This window comes from Fibrella aquatica (assembly GCF_041321135.1).
GTDB classification, from domain to species: domain Bacteria; phylum Bacteroidota; class Bacteroidia; order Cytophagales; family Spirosomataceae; genus Fibrella; species Fibrella aquatica.
In genome coordinates this window covers 138,948-156,186 of the sequence record NZ_JBGGWF010000002.1, presented here as the reverse complement: position 1 = coordinate 156,186, position 17,239 = coordinate 138,948, and the positions used below count along the sequence as shown (strand labels likewise).

General features: G+C 50.7%; 11 protein-coding genes. 3 read left to right on the top strand and 8 right to left on the bottom strand.

Annotated elements, in window-relative coordinates; translation table 11 throughout:
- The first annotated feature begins 32 nt into the window (after window positions 1-32).
- Window positions 33-1,313: a hypothetical protein gene (locus ACAW87_RS04580; protein ID WP_370721977.1), complete on the top strand. Its 1,281-nt coding sequence runs from the start codon at window positions 33-35 to the stop codon at window positions 1,311-1,313.
- A gap of 302 nt (window positions 1,314-1,615) precedes the next feature.
- Window positions 1,616-4,774 carry an ExeM/NucH family extracellular endonuclease gene (locus tag ACAW87_RS04575; RefSeq protein ID WP_370721976.1) on the top strand — a complete coding sequence of 1,053 codons (3,159 nt, stop codon included), beginning with the start codon at window positions 1,616-1,618 and terminating at the stop codon, window positions 4,772-4,774.
- 110 nt (window positions 4,775-4,884) lie between these two features.
- Here ACAW87_RS04575 and ACAW87_RS04570 read toward each other — a convergent pair whose 3' ends face one another.
- The 8 genes from ACAW87_RS04570 to ACAW87_RS04535 all read right to left on the bottom strand — a co-directional run bounded on the left by ACAW87_RS04570 (window position 4,885) and on the right by ACAW87_RS04535 (window position 14,135).
- Window positions 4,885-6,087: a DUF3179 domain-containing (seleno)protein gene (locus tag ACAW87_RS04570; protein ID WP_370721975.1), complete on the bottom strand. Its 1,203-nt coding sequence runs from the start codon at window positions 6,085-6,087 to the stop codon at window positions 4,885-4,887.
- A gap of 90 nt (window positions 6,088-6,177) precedes the next feature.
- Entirely contained in the window at window positions 6,178-6,372 is a 195-nt protein-coding gene (locus tag ACAW87_RS04565) for an ester cyclase (protein WP_370721974.1), read from the bottom strand.
- A gap of 89 nt (window positions 6,373-6,461) precedes the next feature.
- Window positions 6,462-8,639, bottom strand: a complete 2,178-nt coding sequence (locus tag ACAW87_RS04560) for a TonB-dependent receptor family protein (protein ID WP_370721973.1) — start codon at window positions 8,637-8,639, stop codon at window positions 6,462-6,464.
- An 84-nt stretch (window positions 8,640-8,723) separates the two neighbouring features.
- Window positions 8,724-10,265 (bottom strand): phosphatase PAP2 family protein, encoded by a 1,542-nt coding sequence (locus ACAW87_RS04555; protein WP_370721972.1) that lies wholly within the window; start codon window positions 10,263-10,265, stop codon window positions 8,724-8,726.
- Between the two features lie 46 nt (window positions 10,266-10,311).
- Entirely contained in the window at window positions 10,312-11,202 is an 891-nt protein-coding gene (locus ACAW87_RS04550; RefSeq protein WP_370721971.1) for a hypothetical protein, read from the bottom strand.
- Between the two features lie 5 nt (window positions 11,203-11,207).
- Entirely contained in the window at window positions 11,208-12,329 is a 1,122-nt protein-coding gene (locus ACAW87_RS04545; RefSeq protein ID WP_370721970.1) for a hypothetical protein, read from the bottom strand.
- A 341-nt stretch (window positions 12,330-12,670) separates the two neighbouring features.
- Window positions 12,671-13,216 carry a hypothetical protein gene (locus ACAW87_RS04540; protein ID WP_370721969.1) on the bottom strand — a complete coding sequence of 182 codons (546 nt, stop codon included), beginning with the start codon at window positions 13,214-13,216 and terminating at the stop codon, window positions 12,671-12,673.
- Window positions 13,217-13,340: 124 nt separating this feature from the next.
- Window positions 13,341-14,135: a DUF2490 domain-containing protein gene (locus ACAW87_RS04535; RefSeq protein WP_370721968.1), complete on the bottom strand. Its 795-nt coding sequence runs from the start codon at window positions 14,133-14,135 to the stop codon at window positions 13,341-13,343.
- 213 nt (window positions 14,136-14,348) lie between these two features.
- Between ACAW87_RS04535 and ACAW87_RS04530 the strand changes: the two genes are divergently transcribed.
- A complete protein-coding gene (locus tag ACAW87_RS04530; RefSeq protein WP_370721967.1) occupies window positions 14,349-16,844 on the top strand; it encodes a TonB-dependent receptor domain-containing protein in 2,496 nt (831 codons plus the stop codon).
- Window positions 16,845-17,239 lie beyond the last annotated feature (395 nt).

Below are 17,239 nucleotides of genomic sequence, written 5' to 3'. Positions count from 1 at the left end.
CATCCATTCATTCCAACTTCACCTTTCCTCCTATGCAATCTGATTTTCAGCACGGATACGACGGTGGTACCGATCAGGTGCAGCGCGATCATTTCGAGAGTTACGTATCCAGTCAGGAAAATGAGTCGTTTCTGGCCAGCCAACTCAACCGGTATCAGCGCGATCTGGATCAACTCGACGTTACGATTGTCAACACCACCCAACAGCGTCAAACGCTCGATCAGCAACGTAATACTCACCTTGTTGCTATCAGCTCATTGTCTGGCCGCGTGGCACGACTACGCGAACAGCTGACCCAATTGCGCGACGAGCAAACAAGTTTGCGGACACGCAGACAGGCCGTAACGCCCGAATATTCGCTGATTGGCGGTCTGTTTTTTTTAGTAGCGGGGCTATCTTTTGTGTTTGGCGACCTGATCATCTCGCATGAGATTGTCGCTTATGCGCTTAATATTCGTGATAATATGGAAGCCTGGGCTTTTGCCTTTGGTCTGGCCATGGTGACCGTTTTGCTGAAACCCGCCTATGACCGGCTGCTTGAGCGCCCTTACCAGGAAGATCCGGCCCGAAACCGGGTACGTTACGAGCGATTCAAACTATCACTAGCCGTTTTTGCCATGCTTACCCTGGCCGTATTGGGCTGGTTTCGGTACGAAGCGTACCGGACCGACCAATTAAAAGCTGCAATCAACCGTAGTATCCGTCAGCTTCAGCAACAGGCCACTCCTCTCGACGGCTCTTCGGTACCAGTCGATGCAGCGGTACTGACTAAGATTGAGAAACAGTTACAACAATCGACCGAACTGAATATTGCCTTGGTAAGCAGCCCGTGGGCCATGTTATCGTTCGTACTCAGCGGCTTGCTGTTTGCACTGGCGGGAGCCGTTTGTCTGGGCATTGGATTGCCAGTGGTATCGGCGTTCTGGTTTCGCTGGTTGCAGGTCGACAGACGACTGTGGGTGTTGCGTCGTCGCGAAAAGCCACTTCTTGCTAAGTTAGATCCGCTCGATCAGATCCTGAGCGAACACAGCATGCAACAGCAGTTGATCGAGCAACAAATTGACCAACTACCCGCTGATGCAACCCTTCAGCAGCAACGTACCCAACTGATTGCTACCGTAACGGAGATTGGCAATGAACACCGCCTTGCGCTAACCGACCGCCGCATTGCTCAGTATAATGATGGCTACTCAAACGGCAACACAGACCGACACACTCAACCCAAAGCAGGTAACCGATTAGCGCAATTGCGACCGCATGAAGCCATCCGACAATTACTACGGGATAATCTAAAAAGCGGCAGTCTGGAATAGTAACTTATACTCAATAATTGTAATTATTTAACAAAGTAATAACTCGCTAACATTTAAGAAAGCAAGGTGAATTAAGTTTGCATGATCTCACTACTGTTCATCAACTACTTTACTCACCGCGTATGCGTCGGCCGCTACTTTATCTCTGGCTTCTTTTCACAGGAGCCTTCTTTTTTTACTCTAATGCTGCTTGGGGTCAGGTTACCCTTCCAAGTTCAGGTACGTATACAGAAACGTTTAATTCTCTTAGCTCGGGCTACCCCGCAGGGTGGTCTGGCTACACAGGGGCCACCTCAACCACATTGGGTACTGCTGCAGTATTGACCACAGCCGTCACCAACTGGAATAATATAACAGGCGCTTTTAAGAACTTCGCGTCTGGCACTATAACCTCATCGGGTACGCAGGAAACAGCCACTAACAGAGCCCTTGGATTACGCCAAACAGCTAGTGTTGGCAATCCGGGTGGCGCCTTTGTGCTTCGAGTAACCAACACAAACGGTTTTCAAAATGTCAAGCTCACGTTTAAGCTCCAAAGTCTGGATGCAACCTCCCCCCGCGTGGCAACCTGGCGAGTCGACTATGGAGTTGGCAATATCCCAACCTCATTCACGCAAGTTGCTACTAACCCGGCCTCATTAACCACAGGCGGCAGTTCATTTACCAATCAGGACGTGACCGTCAATTTCGGTACAGCGCTCGACAACATTACCGACGCGGTCTGGATTCGGGTTGTTACTTTATCCACCGCAACTGGTAGTGGGAATAGGCCGTCGACCGCAATTGATGATTTCAGGTTAGATTACACTGTTGGACCGATCACCGGCCCCTTTATATCCGCTAACCCATCTAGTTTACCGAGCCTGAATACCACGCAGGGAATTGCTTCTTCCCCGCAATCGTATGTCTTAACGGCACAGGAATTAACGGCCGCCCTGACGATTACAGCCCCCACTAATTTTGAGGTGAGCATCAACAATGTAGATTGGGCTGGTTCGCAAACACTGCCGCAAACCACCACCTCGGCTACTGTATATGCCCGTCTGAGTGCAGCGGCGCCGCAGGGTACATATACCAACTCGAGTATCACTAACGTGAGTGGCGCGCAATCGGCCAACGTAACGGTAAGCGGCGTTGTTGGCGCAACGGCAGGTACGTTCACAAAAATTAGTAGCATTCAGGGTGCTGGAAACACCTTTGCATTGAGTGGTTCGCAAACAATTGAAGGCATTGTAACCCGAACCTTTCACGGCAGTGCCGGCCAGAATGGCTTTTATGTACAGGAAGAAGATGCGGATCAGGATGGCAATGCAGCTACATCGGAAGGCATTTTCTGCTACGACCCGGTGGGTACGTATGCCTCACTGACCGTAGGCGACAAAGTGCAGGTGTCCGGTACGGTAGCTGAGTTTGCCAGTTCCTCAAACGGGGTAAATAGTACGGTTACACAACTGGCAAATCTAACCGGGGTTGTTGTTGTGAGCCAGAGCAACAGCTTACCAACGGTTCCTTCGGTCAGCTTACCCATACCTGCCCCTAGTGACGGGGTTTCGTATCTGGAGCGTTTTGAGGGCATGTTGGTGCAGATAAGCGCGGCCTCCGGTAATCTGACCGTAACGGAAGTGTTTGGTCTGGGGCAATATGGCCAGGTAACCCTCGCCGCAACAGACGGTACCAACCAGTCAGGAACTGATGCGCGGATTGATCAGTATACACAATTCAATGCACCGAGTGTGAGCGGCTACGCAAGCTATACGGCAGCCACCGCACTGCGTAAAATCATTCTTGATGATGGTAGTGCCGTTGCCTATCCATCCACAGTTATTCATGCCCGGGCAGGTAATCCGCTTAGTGCTGCCAATTCCCTGCGTGGTGGCGACAACGTAGCCAACATCACGGCTATACTCGACGAGCGGTTTGATGGGTACAGACTCCAAACCAGAACGGCCGTTAATTTCAGTGCGGCGAATCCACGCCCATCCAGCGTTCCAGACGTAGGCGGAACGCTCAAAGTGGGCTTTGCCAACGTGCTGAACTACTTCACCACCTTCGGCGGATCTAACGACCGGGGTGCCGACAATACCACTGAGTTCACCCGCCAACGCGATAAAGTGATTGCCAACTTACGCGGAACAGGCGCCGACATTATTGGCCTTAGTGAAATTCAGAACAACGGTACCACCGCTATTCAGGATCTCGTCGACGGCATGAATGCGTTATCGGGTGCGGGTACGTATACTTATGTGACACCCAATTCCAGCGCAGCTAGTGACGTCATTACCGTGGCTACCATTTACAAACCGGCCAGTGTTTCGTTGGCCGGGCAGGCAGTTCCCATACCGGCCAGTTATGGCACAGGCTCTTATGGTGTTGCCGGTCGAAGCGCCGTTGCGCAGACCTTCGCCCAAAAAACAGGCGGCGGGGTTTTCACGCTCGTTACCAACCACTGGAAATCGAAAGGTTCGTCGGCAGGTGGCGTAGGAGATAGCGACACGGGCGATGGGCAATCATTTTCGAATGGAACACGTACCCGACAGGCGCAGGATTTGCGCGATTGGCTAGCCACTAACCCTACCGGCACCACCGACCCCGATTACCTGATTGTGGGGGATTTAAATTCGTATGCCCTCGAAACGCCCGTCACTACCCTGACCACTGGCGGCTATGCCGCCCTGATTCCGAATACCAGTTACTCCTTTGCTTTCCGGGGTGAATGGGGTTCGCTTGACCATGCATTGGCCAACAGTACATTACAGGCACAGGTAACGGGTGCCACCAAATGGTACATCAATTCGGATGAACCAACGGCGCTCGATTACAACACGGAGAATAGCAAACCGGCGGGCTTTTACAGCCCCGATCAATATCGGTCTGCCGACCATGACCCGCTCGTTGTTGGTCTGAATCTAACCACCCCGCTCCCCGTGCGTCTGGTTGATTTTCGAGCTACAGTAGCTGGCGATCAGGTAACCCTGGCCTGGGAAACGGCCACCGAACAAAACGTATCGCACTTTCTAGTTGAGCGCAGCCGCGATGCACGTGAGTTTAGTGCTATCGGGCAGGTATCGGCAACGGGTAATACAATGGCCCGCAAAGCCTACGGGCTAATTGATAATCAACCCATTGACGGAATAAACTACTACCGTCTTCGCACCGTAGACCGTGATGGCAGCAGCGAAACCAGCAAAATTGTGGCCGTAACAGTCGACGAGATAACCCAGGCCATGACGCTGATGGGTAACCCAATTGACAGCCATCAGATTCAATTGGCCGTGCGCAACATGGCGGGAGCGACGTACCATCTCCGTTCACTAACAGGCCAGACTATTCGGCTACAGACACTTCTGCAAACTGACCGTCTGGTCAAATTACAGGTCGATCAATCTGTTTCGGCGGGCGTTTACCTGCTGGAAGGGAAAACAGGCACGAATCGCAACGTGGTTAAAGTAGTGATCGATTAATTTTTTTTGCAGTTGTCGATACACAGGGAAGGCAACCCAAATCGGGTTGCCTTCCCTGTTTTTAAGTCTATACGCCTGGATACGCTACCTGGTGATAGACACTTTTGCCGTTATCTTGTCGTATTCGGATGGAATGACTGCCACGAATGCCAGAATTCCTGATAAGCCTGGACCGGCATCAGTTGCTGTCCAGCCAACGTACCTGAGACAGCTAGTCCCGTCTTGGCCCAGACTGTAGCTGTTTCACGGTCTCTTAATTGGTTATCCGAAAGTGACTCGAACGTAAGCAGTCGACCGTTAACCAGGCGACTAAAGGCGCGGAGCGTTTGTCCATCACTCGCCATCGTTACAACTAGTGGCAGCTTTCCAACAGTGGTATTGATTACCTTCTTCTTTACCAACTCATTCCAGTCGATTGCCTTAGCTGATTTACCATCCAGCACGCCGACTACCCAGGATTTTGGTTTCCACGAAGCAGAGTCGCGGCGGGTGAGTTCGCCTCGCCGAACTCCGGTGTCGTAGGTGGCCAGACTGTCGGTTTCTTCCCGGAAGGCTGGATCAGGTTGCATCACGAGCGTATTGGGATGCTCAGAAGCCCATTCAGACAGGGTCATTTGTCGGGCTGTCAGTTCCGTTAACGCTTTACCCTGGAGTGGGCCCATGATGGCCTCCCCCGTTGCCTGACGCCACCAGCTACCAGTACTATCGTCTTCAAACATGGCATTGAAATGATCCATGCCCACCAGTCTGAACGTTATTGGTTTGCCATCAACCACCGGATCGAACACCCGGCCTGTGCGACAAACGGTGCAATAGGTCACCATAATGGGCTTCCCTCCGACCGTATCGCGTACCTGATGATGGTAGCCAATCAGTTGCAGGGGATAAGCCCTGGCCTCCCCATTTTCCACCACACCCAAAATCAGCTTATTCGCCGGAATTTTATTCTGGCTCATCGGCAACATCCGTTTGGTCGTCGGCTGCAAAAACATATGGTCGGCCATCATCGTCATACTAACCATATAAAATGCCCCGGCATAGATGCCAACCAATCCTAGAACCAACCACCGGTGCCGGGTTTTCCCTGGCTTTGTAATCACCGTAAAAACGGGTGTAATCAGTAGTAGGAGTAGCATCGCCCGAAGCCAGGGCACATACTGATGTAGCCAGTAGGCCACCCCTACCCGACTCAGATTAGCCTCGTCTTTGAGTTGACTCCCCGGAAAAGGCATGATGAAATAGACCCGTATTGCTTCCAGACAAATGAGCAGAGCCAGGCCCACCAACGTCCAGCGTAGCGGGTTCTTGTTCATGGTTATTGGATTAGGGGAATTGGGAAATAGTAAGTTGATAGCGTGACTAGTCGATCAGGAAACTGGCTGGCTAATCAAGCTATCTCTCATTTACAGAATCTGCTTTGTAATCTGGTTGAAATCAACTACCGAAAACTCTTCGGCTATCTTTCCATCGCGAACCGTAAATCGCGCAAAACCCGGTACGGTAAATGGCTTGTTTGTTGCCGCCGTGGCCAGAAACGCCGAGCTGTATGTTCCTGAGAAATTGGCTTTCATAAATACAACATCACCTTCGGTAATCACTTCTGTGTCTGATTATTCGATATTCCGTTGTGGTAGTCAACTTTCTGGAGGATAACCGACACGCGATCTTTTGAAGATACAACCCCGTCTTAGATTTTGATTCCAACAGATAAGACTGCGTTACGCCCGTCTGACGACCATACACCAGGACCAGGATAGAAAAGTGGTCGTTTGGTGAAGTATTGGCTGTTCAACAGATTGTTTACACTACTCCTGACATTCAGCCAGGGTGTGACCCGCCAGGTGGCGTTCAGATCCCAGATACCATACGCTGGCACTGGCCCTTTAGCGCCATTGGCCGAGACAATCGCCGTGTTGAGGGCATCAGAATACGTCATCCCCACGTAGCTATATTGGGCCGTCAGACTGGTACTCCGGTAGCGAAGTGTTACTCCGTTGCGAGACGTGAAGCGTGGCGCTGACTCAACCTGATTGCCGTTTACCGTCCGGTTTTCTGTTCCTGAGGCCACATTGGCGTTCAGATACCGGGCATTCATGAACGCAGTCGATGTGAACCCGCTCACGACAAAACGACCCGCATTAACCAGTTGGCCTTCTACCAACAGTTCCAGCCCCTGACTTCGGCTGTCGCCAATCGTTGTCCGAAACGTGTATGGTTGTCCAGTGGCAGACGTTTGCACCAGCGTTCCCATCCGATTTTGATACAGCACATCGAACAAACTCATGTTGATGTGCCAACCCTGCCAACGGCCTTCCAGGCCTAGTTCAGCATTGTAGCCACTGGCATTTCGGAGATTTTTGTCGATCTGTTCGTAAACAGAGGCCGGTACAATGTCCTTAAAGATGACTGGTCGGTAGGCCTGTGACCAGCCACCATACACCCGAACATCTGCATTGACCTTATACTGACCGCTGAGGCCAAGCAAGACAAACTGATGATCGATATCGGTGGGCAGATTGCCCGGATCATAGTAGGAAATTACACCACGCATCCGGGTAAGGCCGTGTTCCAGCCGAATGCCTGGTGAAACCGTCAACTGAGGCGTCAGGTCAAGCTGCATTTCGGCAAAGGCGGCTCCATTACGGGTGTAGTACCACAAATCGCGACCAAAGGGTGCAGTCAATGTCAAGTCAAAATCCGAACCAGTCGTACCCTTACCTAATTGCTGGCGATGCATATCGTTGTGCATTAGCTGACCACCCACTACCACCGTCGAGGGCAATGTGGCGAGCTGAAACTGATGCAGTAGACGTACCTCCGACGTAAAACTGTTGAACTGATCAACGTCAACCTGACGCTGCCGATACTGACCCGTTACTGGGTCTGGCAGATCGGTGACGGTGGCGAACGCATCGATCAACACACTATTACGGGCACCCAATACAGCCGACGTGATCCACTGGAGGCGGGTACGGTTGCTCAATTGCCAGTCTGCGCGCACCGAAGGCACCCAGATATCCGGGTTAAAATAGTTGCGAGTACGGGTAGCCTGGCGTGGATCAGCCCGAAACATAGAGTCGGTCAATGGGCCCGGGATCTGATACAGGTACGTTGAACGAGCCACTTCGGCAGAAAGCACCAGTCGCGGTGATGCCTGATAGCGTAAGCTTGCAAACAAAGCCTGCGCATCAGACCGGCTGCTTTGCCGGTATCCGTCTGAATGCCGCCAGTACGCATATCCGTAATACGTCAGCTTCCCAACACGGCCTCCTACAGCATTGTAGGTGCTTCGAAGACCGTATGAACCAACCGACCCGATGCTCTCGAAACCAAACCGGCGGGTTGTATCAGCCTGTTTTGACACCATATTGAGCATTCCGCCAAACTGAGCACCATATTGAAGCGAAGCCGTACCCCGTACCAGTTCAATCCGTTCCAGGCTTTCGCCGGGAGGCGAGAAATGGCTGGCCGGGTAGCCATACATGTCTGAATTGGTCAGCACCCCATTGTAACGCATGTTCATCTCCCACGAACGGTGCGCATCCAGTCCCCGCGTTGCCACGTTGATTTGATTGCCCGAGCCGTCCATATCGTAAATGAAGACGCCCGGTACCCGTGCCAGCAACTGACGTGGATTTTTCTGGGCCACATCGGCATCAATCTCGGCCAGTCGAATCTGTTCAGTGCGGCGACCAGCCATCAGGTACGTTCCTTGCTGATTGGGTAATGCGTTAACCTCACCGAGTTTGGTGGTGCGCACATCAACCTGTTTGAGCAAAAGTGTTCGAAGCGTATCCGGCTTTTGAGCATAGCACGGCCAGGCTAATAGCCAAGTAGCTATCAGCGCGTTTAGAAAGTATTTCATCGTGGAGCGTGAGTTGATTTGCAAGTACATAGCCATATGGGAGGCTTACAAAACCTCCTCTATGACTATGTAATGCTGTTGTATCTACAAACCTGACCCGTCTGCTTTACCTCTAGCCACAGCGTATGCACCGATGTTCTTCCCGCAAACCAGACCAACTTCGCAATCTGACCGAAAGTGAATCATACCGTAGATACGCGATACCGACGCCTCCTGTGCACGCGCCCAAAATTCATCGGCCCGGTCAGGAAAAATACTACCTAGTACCGTAGCTGCAGCACCCGAGAAGGTTGAATGCCCGGACGTATAACTAGGGAAATTAGGCAGGCCAACCGATGTTTTCACGCCATACTGTTGCGGACGAGGCGTGTAGTAGTAGAACTTGGTTTCCCAGCAACAGACACTGGCATCTTGCAAGGAAGTCGCTACTAAGGCCAATGTACGGGCCATTCTGACTTCGCTGAATTTAGCTTCGTGAGCCGCATCGGCAGCCGAGCGCATCCAGTGACCGGGGGGCGTGTAACTTCCGGCTCCGTCGGCCCAATAGTTGGCAATCCGGGCCTGTTCGCGAGTCTGGTTTTTATTAATAGCTTTAAGCTCTTGCAGTTCCTTATTGAATTGCTCGGAGCCCGGTTGAGGTGCCATACCCGGCCGTAATTTAACCAGCGTGGCCCGATCGAAATTCCAGGTAGAAACGGCTCCGTAGTTAGGCAACATGGGCGGGCGAAGCGGAGACTCCTGGCTTGTCCAGACTTCCAATTGTCCACGGCTTTTAGCCGATTCAACCATCGCAGCGGTTAGTGTTTGGTTGTTAGACGCACTCATCCCGTCTGTTCGAGCCCGGCCCATCACTTTAGCCGCCACCTGGCTTCCCAGACTGGCACCGGCTTCCAAATCGCTCTTTACGTTCATGCCAGCCCACTGCCGGGCGTTGGTGTGCTCAGCCACTTTCGCATCAATAAACGCCACTTCGCCCGGGAACATCGCTTTCAAAATGACGGCCGAGGCCGCCGCTACAACGGCATCTTCGGATGGGTACGTTGGCAAAGCAGATACAGGCAACGCCACCGGAACGGTTGCATCAACCTTAGAAGGGGCTGTTCGCTTAAAAACATACTTGTAACTCCAGGCCGATACAAGTGCATCGTATTGGGCCACACTCAGGTAGGCCAGCATACGCGCTGTGTAGGGCGGATTAGCAAATGGAAACTTCGGATCAGCCAGGGGGTTAGCAGCGTCGGGCACCGGATATTTACCATCAGCATTCGATGCTGGCGGAGTATTGTACCGCGCTGCCAGTTCACGAGCGATCTCGTTCCAGCGGTAAGCGGCACCAGCTCCCCAGTAAACAACCGCCTCCTGTTGCGCCAGTGAAAGGTTCGCGGCTTTAGACTTCAGGTCGGTCAATTCAGCCAGATAGGCAGCCGATGAAACCGATGCAGGTGTAGCCAGCGTCACCTCGCCAGGATTGGTCAGTATATACGTTTTCCAGCTACCTGCCTTATCATCTACGCTCGCGGGCACATAGCCAACGCGTTGTGGTTCCTCAATGGTTTTGTCGCATGATACTACGGTAATCGCCAGTAGTGCCAATACGAGAAAGAGTAATTTATGTACTGATTTCATTGCTTTTAAAGTCTTATAAACCGCACAGCATTGCTGACTGGCGATCTTATTTCAGGTTGATTTGATACAGCAGGCCCAGCATAAACGACGTGCTTTGCCCCATATTGAGGCCATCGGTAACGTACCCAACGCGGGCATTTACGCCCACGTTATGCGGTTGGTATTTGGCATACCAACCCACGGTTGTCGCCCGCATGTTATTGGTTGGAAACGGCATATCATTCCGGCGAATGTTATCGCCGGAAGTACAGGCAAACCGTTCGGCAAACACTTCTGTCTGGAAGGCTGATCTAAGAATACCGATCCGAACCGCCGTGTCGGTAGCATTGGGAACCGCCACTTCATCGGTGTTGTATACCCGCCCATCGGCCTGGTACGAATCCTGGTCGATACGGATGGTGCTGCGCCAGATATACGAGCCGTGCGCGGTCAGATACAGGCCCGTTTTCGGATGCTTGTAGTTAAGCAAAACCCGCCCGGCCGCCGACCGTGCCCCCATGCCAATCGACATTGGCTGAAAGCTGGGTACGTAGCTGCTCAATGGCGTTGACAAACCGACAATACCGTGTAGTGATAAGCCTTTGTACTGCAAAGCGTTGACCTTCAACCAGCCCGAAACATCCTGAAAACCTTTTTGACCCATCAGGTTGCCCGCCGTGGTGCTTGTCCAGACGTAGGGCACGTTTACGATCAGGTTTACCCGGTCACTCAGTCCTACGGCTGCCATCAGCGATGCGCTTTGTGTGGTGTGCGTACCGATGTTCAGATTTTCGCGTTTGAGGGTATTCTCCCAATACTCGTTCCAGTTGCTCCGCCCGTACATGGCAGCCGCACAAATCGTCTTTTTAGGCATGTATATGGCATCCTGAGGCATCTGCGCCCAGCAAGAGCCCGCGCTTGCGAAGAAAAGCGCGATAAGAAGTAATTGCTTTTTCATACAGCTTAAAAAGAACGGCTTACGTTGAAGGAAATCAGATAATCGGCAAATGCAGCGTCACCGTGCCGAACGCCCAGCGGATCAAGTTGATCAGCGTAACTTCTTGTCCGGTTTCGATAAACAGCGACTGGAACAGTCAGTGCGGCCGCGTAGCCGTGGCTCATGAACGAAAACCCTGGCTCGACCGACACGATATAACCGGGCCGACGAAAACCCTTGCTACCACCTATAGCATCCTTAGCAGGCACACCTTCTACCCGACCACCAAGCATTACCGCTAAACCCGGCACGAACCCAAGCGACTGACTCAGACCAAGGCGAGCGGCAAACTGATCGGCAACTGAGAACTCACCCGTAATCAGATCAATCGTTGTGGCCGTTGGATTACGCCTAACACCGTTAGTTTCGCGCGGATTAAACAGGTAAAATCCATTAGCATAGGCAGTTAGACCGCCGGTTAATTGCGAGTAGCCCTGTAATTCAACACTGGCTCCAACCCCACCATCGCCCAATTGAATTGACTGGTCAACGGGTAGATTAACCGTATAATCAGCACCTTCTTTGGTGCGTTTGTGGAAATTGTCAGTGACTTTGTAATTACCCGTTGGCAGTTTCACGCCTACGCCTACCGCCAGATTCGTTTTCGGTAGTGAAGCCGGATTAATCAACCAGTAGCTGGTCGAAATTCGCAGATCACCAATTCCCTGCGAGCCTGTGTGGAACCGTAGTTGATCGGGGTTACCAGCCACTGCATTACCATAATGCTCGTACAATGACGACCGGTCATTCATCTGAATAGGCAGATTTACCGACACAGACCACCTCAGCGATGGCATGTAGGTAACGCCTAAATCAAGTGCGTGCGACACGTTGATCACCTGCGTTCCCTGCTCTACGCGATGAATTTGTTCTTCATCACCAACAAAGTGTTTGTATGACCGAAAAAAGCGGTAGCCAGCCGAAACCTGCCATTGGCCAGAGCGCTGTTTGAAATAAGCTGCTGACGAACCTGTCGGCGCCGAACAGCTCATGTGACGAACGGCTACACAGCCCTGTGCAGTAGCCAATTGGGTACTCAGTATCAGGCCCAGCAATGCCAGACCAGTGTATTTTAAAGAGGAGATCATGGAAGAATGGCGGTCCATTCAACGCCAGGTACGTTACTAGCCAGCACACACTATCGCCCGCTTTAGTCAACCGTATAGGCCATTCACAACCCATCACAGCACCAACCGGGGCGTATGTCATCTGAAATGACAGCCCAGTGGCATCGACGAGTCAATTACCTACAGAATTGCTGAAAGGGTGCAGGCGAACAGTTGCGCAGAAATTCCGTGCACAAGGAGCCGAAAAAGACCAATTTAATTGAGTGACTGATAGATAGACCGTCTCACTCAGCCGCATACAACCGCAGGTACGTACCTGACAAACTGAAACAGACCGGAGACGACAACACAGAATGACTCAATTAGCCACGCGGAGGGGGAGATAGAACCGCCAGATAGCGGGAAAGTAACGAAACTGGCACATCAGAAATACGCATATCGACCAGCCACGATAATAGGGAAGGCGATATAACCAGCCGATCGGTGAGCTGGTATTCTTTGAGCAACAGCTTAAGCCAGTGACCGGCTTTTCGCTGCGAATCATCACCAGAAGTGGCACCAATCGATTTTTTAACAAACGACAGCAAGTCCTGCTGCAAGAATCCGGCCTGCTTATCTTCGATACCAGCAATGCGAAGTGTATCGCCGCGTAGCTCAAGGCTAATGACGTCATAAAAGCGACCGTTGTAAGCAAAGCCATCTTCTGATGTCTGCTCAACGAGCTTCTGTGCCTGACCCGCACCAAGAACGACCTGAAACTCGACCATACTATCGACCGACGAATAAACCGTGAGCCGTTCGGTGAGGTCATGCTGATCCTGCCACCAGACACCTACAGCCACCCATACTGTTGCTAGCATGTGGTAAAGCAGTAAAGCCAATAAGCTAAGACTCAGCAGGCGTTTCATACTACAATCAAGGTGACTTATCGAAAATCTAGGCGCTTTAGAAGAAAGTCGAGAACAAATATAGCGAAATACAGTTTTGGCTTGCTCTTTCCCCTGTAATTAGCACAATATTCACGCCAGAGATTTAATAGGGTGGTGTGATTAGCCACATGGCAAGTCCATCGAGGCTAAAATTAGTAGCCCACTGAAGCTGAAGCAGATGCAGGTTCCGATGATCTTGAGCCGGGTTCCGCACAAGGTTCTGATATTGATAGCCTACTTCTATTTTCCCCCAACGACCCATATTGTAACCAATGCCACCATAACTCCAGTTTTCACCGTAAAAAGCGTTTTTCGAGCTGATCGGGCTATTCTTGGCTCCTGAAAAACAAAAGAAGGCCTCGTTCGAGAGCGACGCATACCAGCCGTTTTTTTGCTGTTTCAGATCAAAGAAAGGGATGGTTGCTCCTACATGATAGCGGCCCAGTTGCGCCAACGACCATTTATCGGTCGACAGTCGAAGCGGATACCGCTCTTCGTAGCGCAGTCGGTGACTCATACGTACCCGGCTACCAGTAATACCATGCGTTAGGGTTGTCTGGGCCCAGAGTCTATTTTCGTTGACTCTTATTCCGAACAGGTTATGTCGAACATAGGCATAGCCCAGGCCCATTTGAATGTTGTCTGTCACTTTGTAGGTGAGGCTAGGCTGAGCGTAATACTGCAAATCAAGCATCGCAATTCCCGGCGATTCAGCTTTCTGCGAGGTCGCATGACTAGTAGCCGACAGGAAAACGTTGTAACCCAATCGCTTAGTGATTGGACCGGTTTGTGAGTATTGAGGAAAAACCCCGAAGAAATTCCAGGTCTGCCCTGCGGCGGGCAGTGTCAAAAAACTAAGAAGTATGAAAATAGCGGTAACACGTAATCTTAGTATCATGCTGAGTTAAGTAGTTAAGCAGAATTACCTCAGCATACCTAAACAATATATGTGCCACTTACTTCTGGGAATATCTACTCCACTTAAACACAGTCCTCTCGATATAACGGGATTTTAGCCTTAGAACAGGTTATCAATAGTAGAAATCGGTCTTGAATACTTCATTCTGCGAACTCTCAGCAACGTATGAAATATTATTTACTTTTTCTTTTTATGTTGATCCTGGTCCACACACAGGCGCAAACACCAGATTCACTTAAGAAACCCTCACCACTCGATTCTTCCCAACCTGCGTCGACAACAGCAATTACACCATTTACAACACCACAACCCCGTCTTATCAGTACTAGAACCGGACAGCTTACAGGTACACTGATCGATGGTGGACTGAACAAACCGGTTGAGTTTGCTACGGTTGCCTTGTACAACCCACTGACCAATAAGCCGATTGGTGGTACTACGTCTGACGAGCAAGGCAAATTCGTACTGAATAATGTGGCTCCAGGTACGTATCGGGTGGTGGCGAGCTTCATGGGCTACGAAACAAAAACCCTCGACAACATTACCTTAAGGATGGGGCAGCCTCCCCTTGCGTTAGGGGTTATATCCATGCGCGTTGACAGCCGGACCTTGAACGAAGTGGTGATCACCAGTGAAAAACCACTGATTGAAGACAAGGATGACCGAATGGTTTACAACGCCGAAAAAGACCTCACTAATTCGGGCGGTACGGCAATGGATGTACTAAAAAAAGTACCGTTGCTGACTATCGATCCCGATGGTACAGTGCAGATGAAAGGGAGCAGCAGCATTAAAGTATTGATAAATGGTAAGCCCTCAAGCCTGATGGCCCGAAGCATCAACGAAGCCCTTCAAATGATTCCTTCCGAGCTCATCAAATCGGTGGAAGTCATCACAGCCCCATCTGCCAAGTACGATTCGGAAGGCACAGCAGGGGTAATCAACATCATTACCAAAAGTAAATTACAGGGCATCACCGGAGGGCTTACCGGAACACTTGGCAACCGGCAGAACCCGCTCAACGGCAATCTCAACATGAAACGGGAGAAGCTGAGCCTAACCGCCTTTGGCGGCGGAAACTGGACTAACTCCTACGGCCGTTCCGAAAACGTAAGGCGAAACCTGCGAAATGGTGAACTCTTCAGCGTGATTGAACAATCAAACGCGTTCAGCAACGAGGGAAAATCGGTGGTTGGCTCCCTGAGTGTTGATTATGATCTTGATTCTACCAATCGCCTTGGCGTAGATGTCAATTTGGGCGGCGACAATCGCACCACCTATTCAACACGCGACACCCGGCAAAGCGTCGACAGCGATCGAGCGTTTCGGCGATATACCACCACTAACGGGGAGAATAGCCACGCGGATATGAACGTTAACTATACTCGGCTTTTCAAGCGAAGTACCGAGCAGGAATACACGTTTCTGGCCCAGTATAACCAGAATGATGGCCTTAGTGGCTACAGATTGACCCAGTTTCCACTCCCCGAAACAGAACTGATTAATTACCGGGAACAGAACCGTAACGAAAACAGACAGAATGAATTAACACTTCAGACCGACTATTCGCATCCGTTTTCAACTACTAAGCAGCGACTGCTGGAGATAGGCACTAAACTGATCCGCCGCGATGTGGGCAGCAATTTTAGGCTGGAAACATCGCCCGATGGCTCCGTGAATTTTCGGGACGATCCCCGGCGGGCCAACATGTTCGATTATCAACAGGCCGTGTGGTCGTCTTACGCATCGTTCAGAATGCGGACAGCCAAAAACTGGAGTATCAACCTGGGTGGCCGGTTTGAGGTAACGATGATCGATGCCGATTTCAAATCGACTAAAACCCAATTCAGCGATGATTATAACAACTTCCTGCCCAATGTAAGTGTCTCCAAACGAATCGGGAAAAGTCAGCGGATACGGATGAACTACAGCCAACGAATTCAGCGACCGTCCATTGCTTTCCTGAACCCTTACATCAATTCGGCCGACCCGAAAAATATTCAGTCAGGTAACCCCTTTTTGGAGCCAGAACTGGCTCATCTGGTTGAGTGGGCATACAGTACGTATACCAAAAGCGGTACTACGGTTAACCTGATGCTCTTCAGTCGGCAAACGAATAATGCCATCGAGCGGGTAACCACTGTTGACACCACGGGCGTATCGACGAGTACGTATCGAAACATTGCCAGCAACGCCACCTACGGCACCAACCTGTTTGGCTCGGTGAAACCGGTGAAAGGCTGGAATCTGAGTGGTTCGGTAGCGTTAAATTATAATATCTTGAATAGCCCGGCGCTACGCACGAGCAATCGTAACTGGAGCTATCAGCTAAACATGAATACCTCAGTTCAACTCCCTAAAAACACCAGTCTTCAGGCTAATGGCTCGTATCGGTCACGCCAAATACTGCTACAGGGCCAATCTGCCGGTTATTATTATTATGGTTTTTCGGCACGTAAAGAGTTGAAACCTCATAAGATAACGCTGACAGCCACGTTCGAAAATCCATTCCGGGTCTATAACATCGTTTCTAATCAACTGACCACAGCTACCTTCCTGTCAGAGGGCACCAGTTACACAATGATCAGAAACATCAGACTGACAGCCAATTGGCGGTTCGGGAAAATGAGCGCGGGACCCAAGCGGGAAAAGAAAAAAATCGTCAACGACGACAAGAAACCGGCTTGACCAGATTCGTATCCTTCTATAACAACGGCTCAGCATTTCGCGGCCGCCCAGCCCCAATTTATACTTAGTCTTTCAATACCAATTTTTCCGCCGATGTAAATTAACATTCGAGGGAAAGAGTACAACAACCCTTTACCTACTCATTGCCTAGTTGTTAATTTTGGTTGTCAAGCAGCTGTAAACACTAACTACTCGTCTATTTTGCATGTAAGTATAAATACTTATATAATTAAGCGTTACTATCAAATTTTATCATATTATACTCAACACACTCATTATCCAGCATTCATATGTATAGAACGCTTGATAAGCTGTTATGAGAAAAATCAATTTTAATATCTTTATTACAATAAGATTACGGGTAGATTCTAGTAAAAGGTAAACTTTTACGGGGA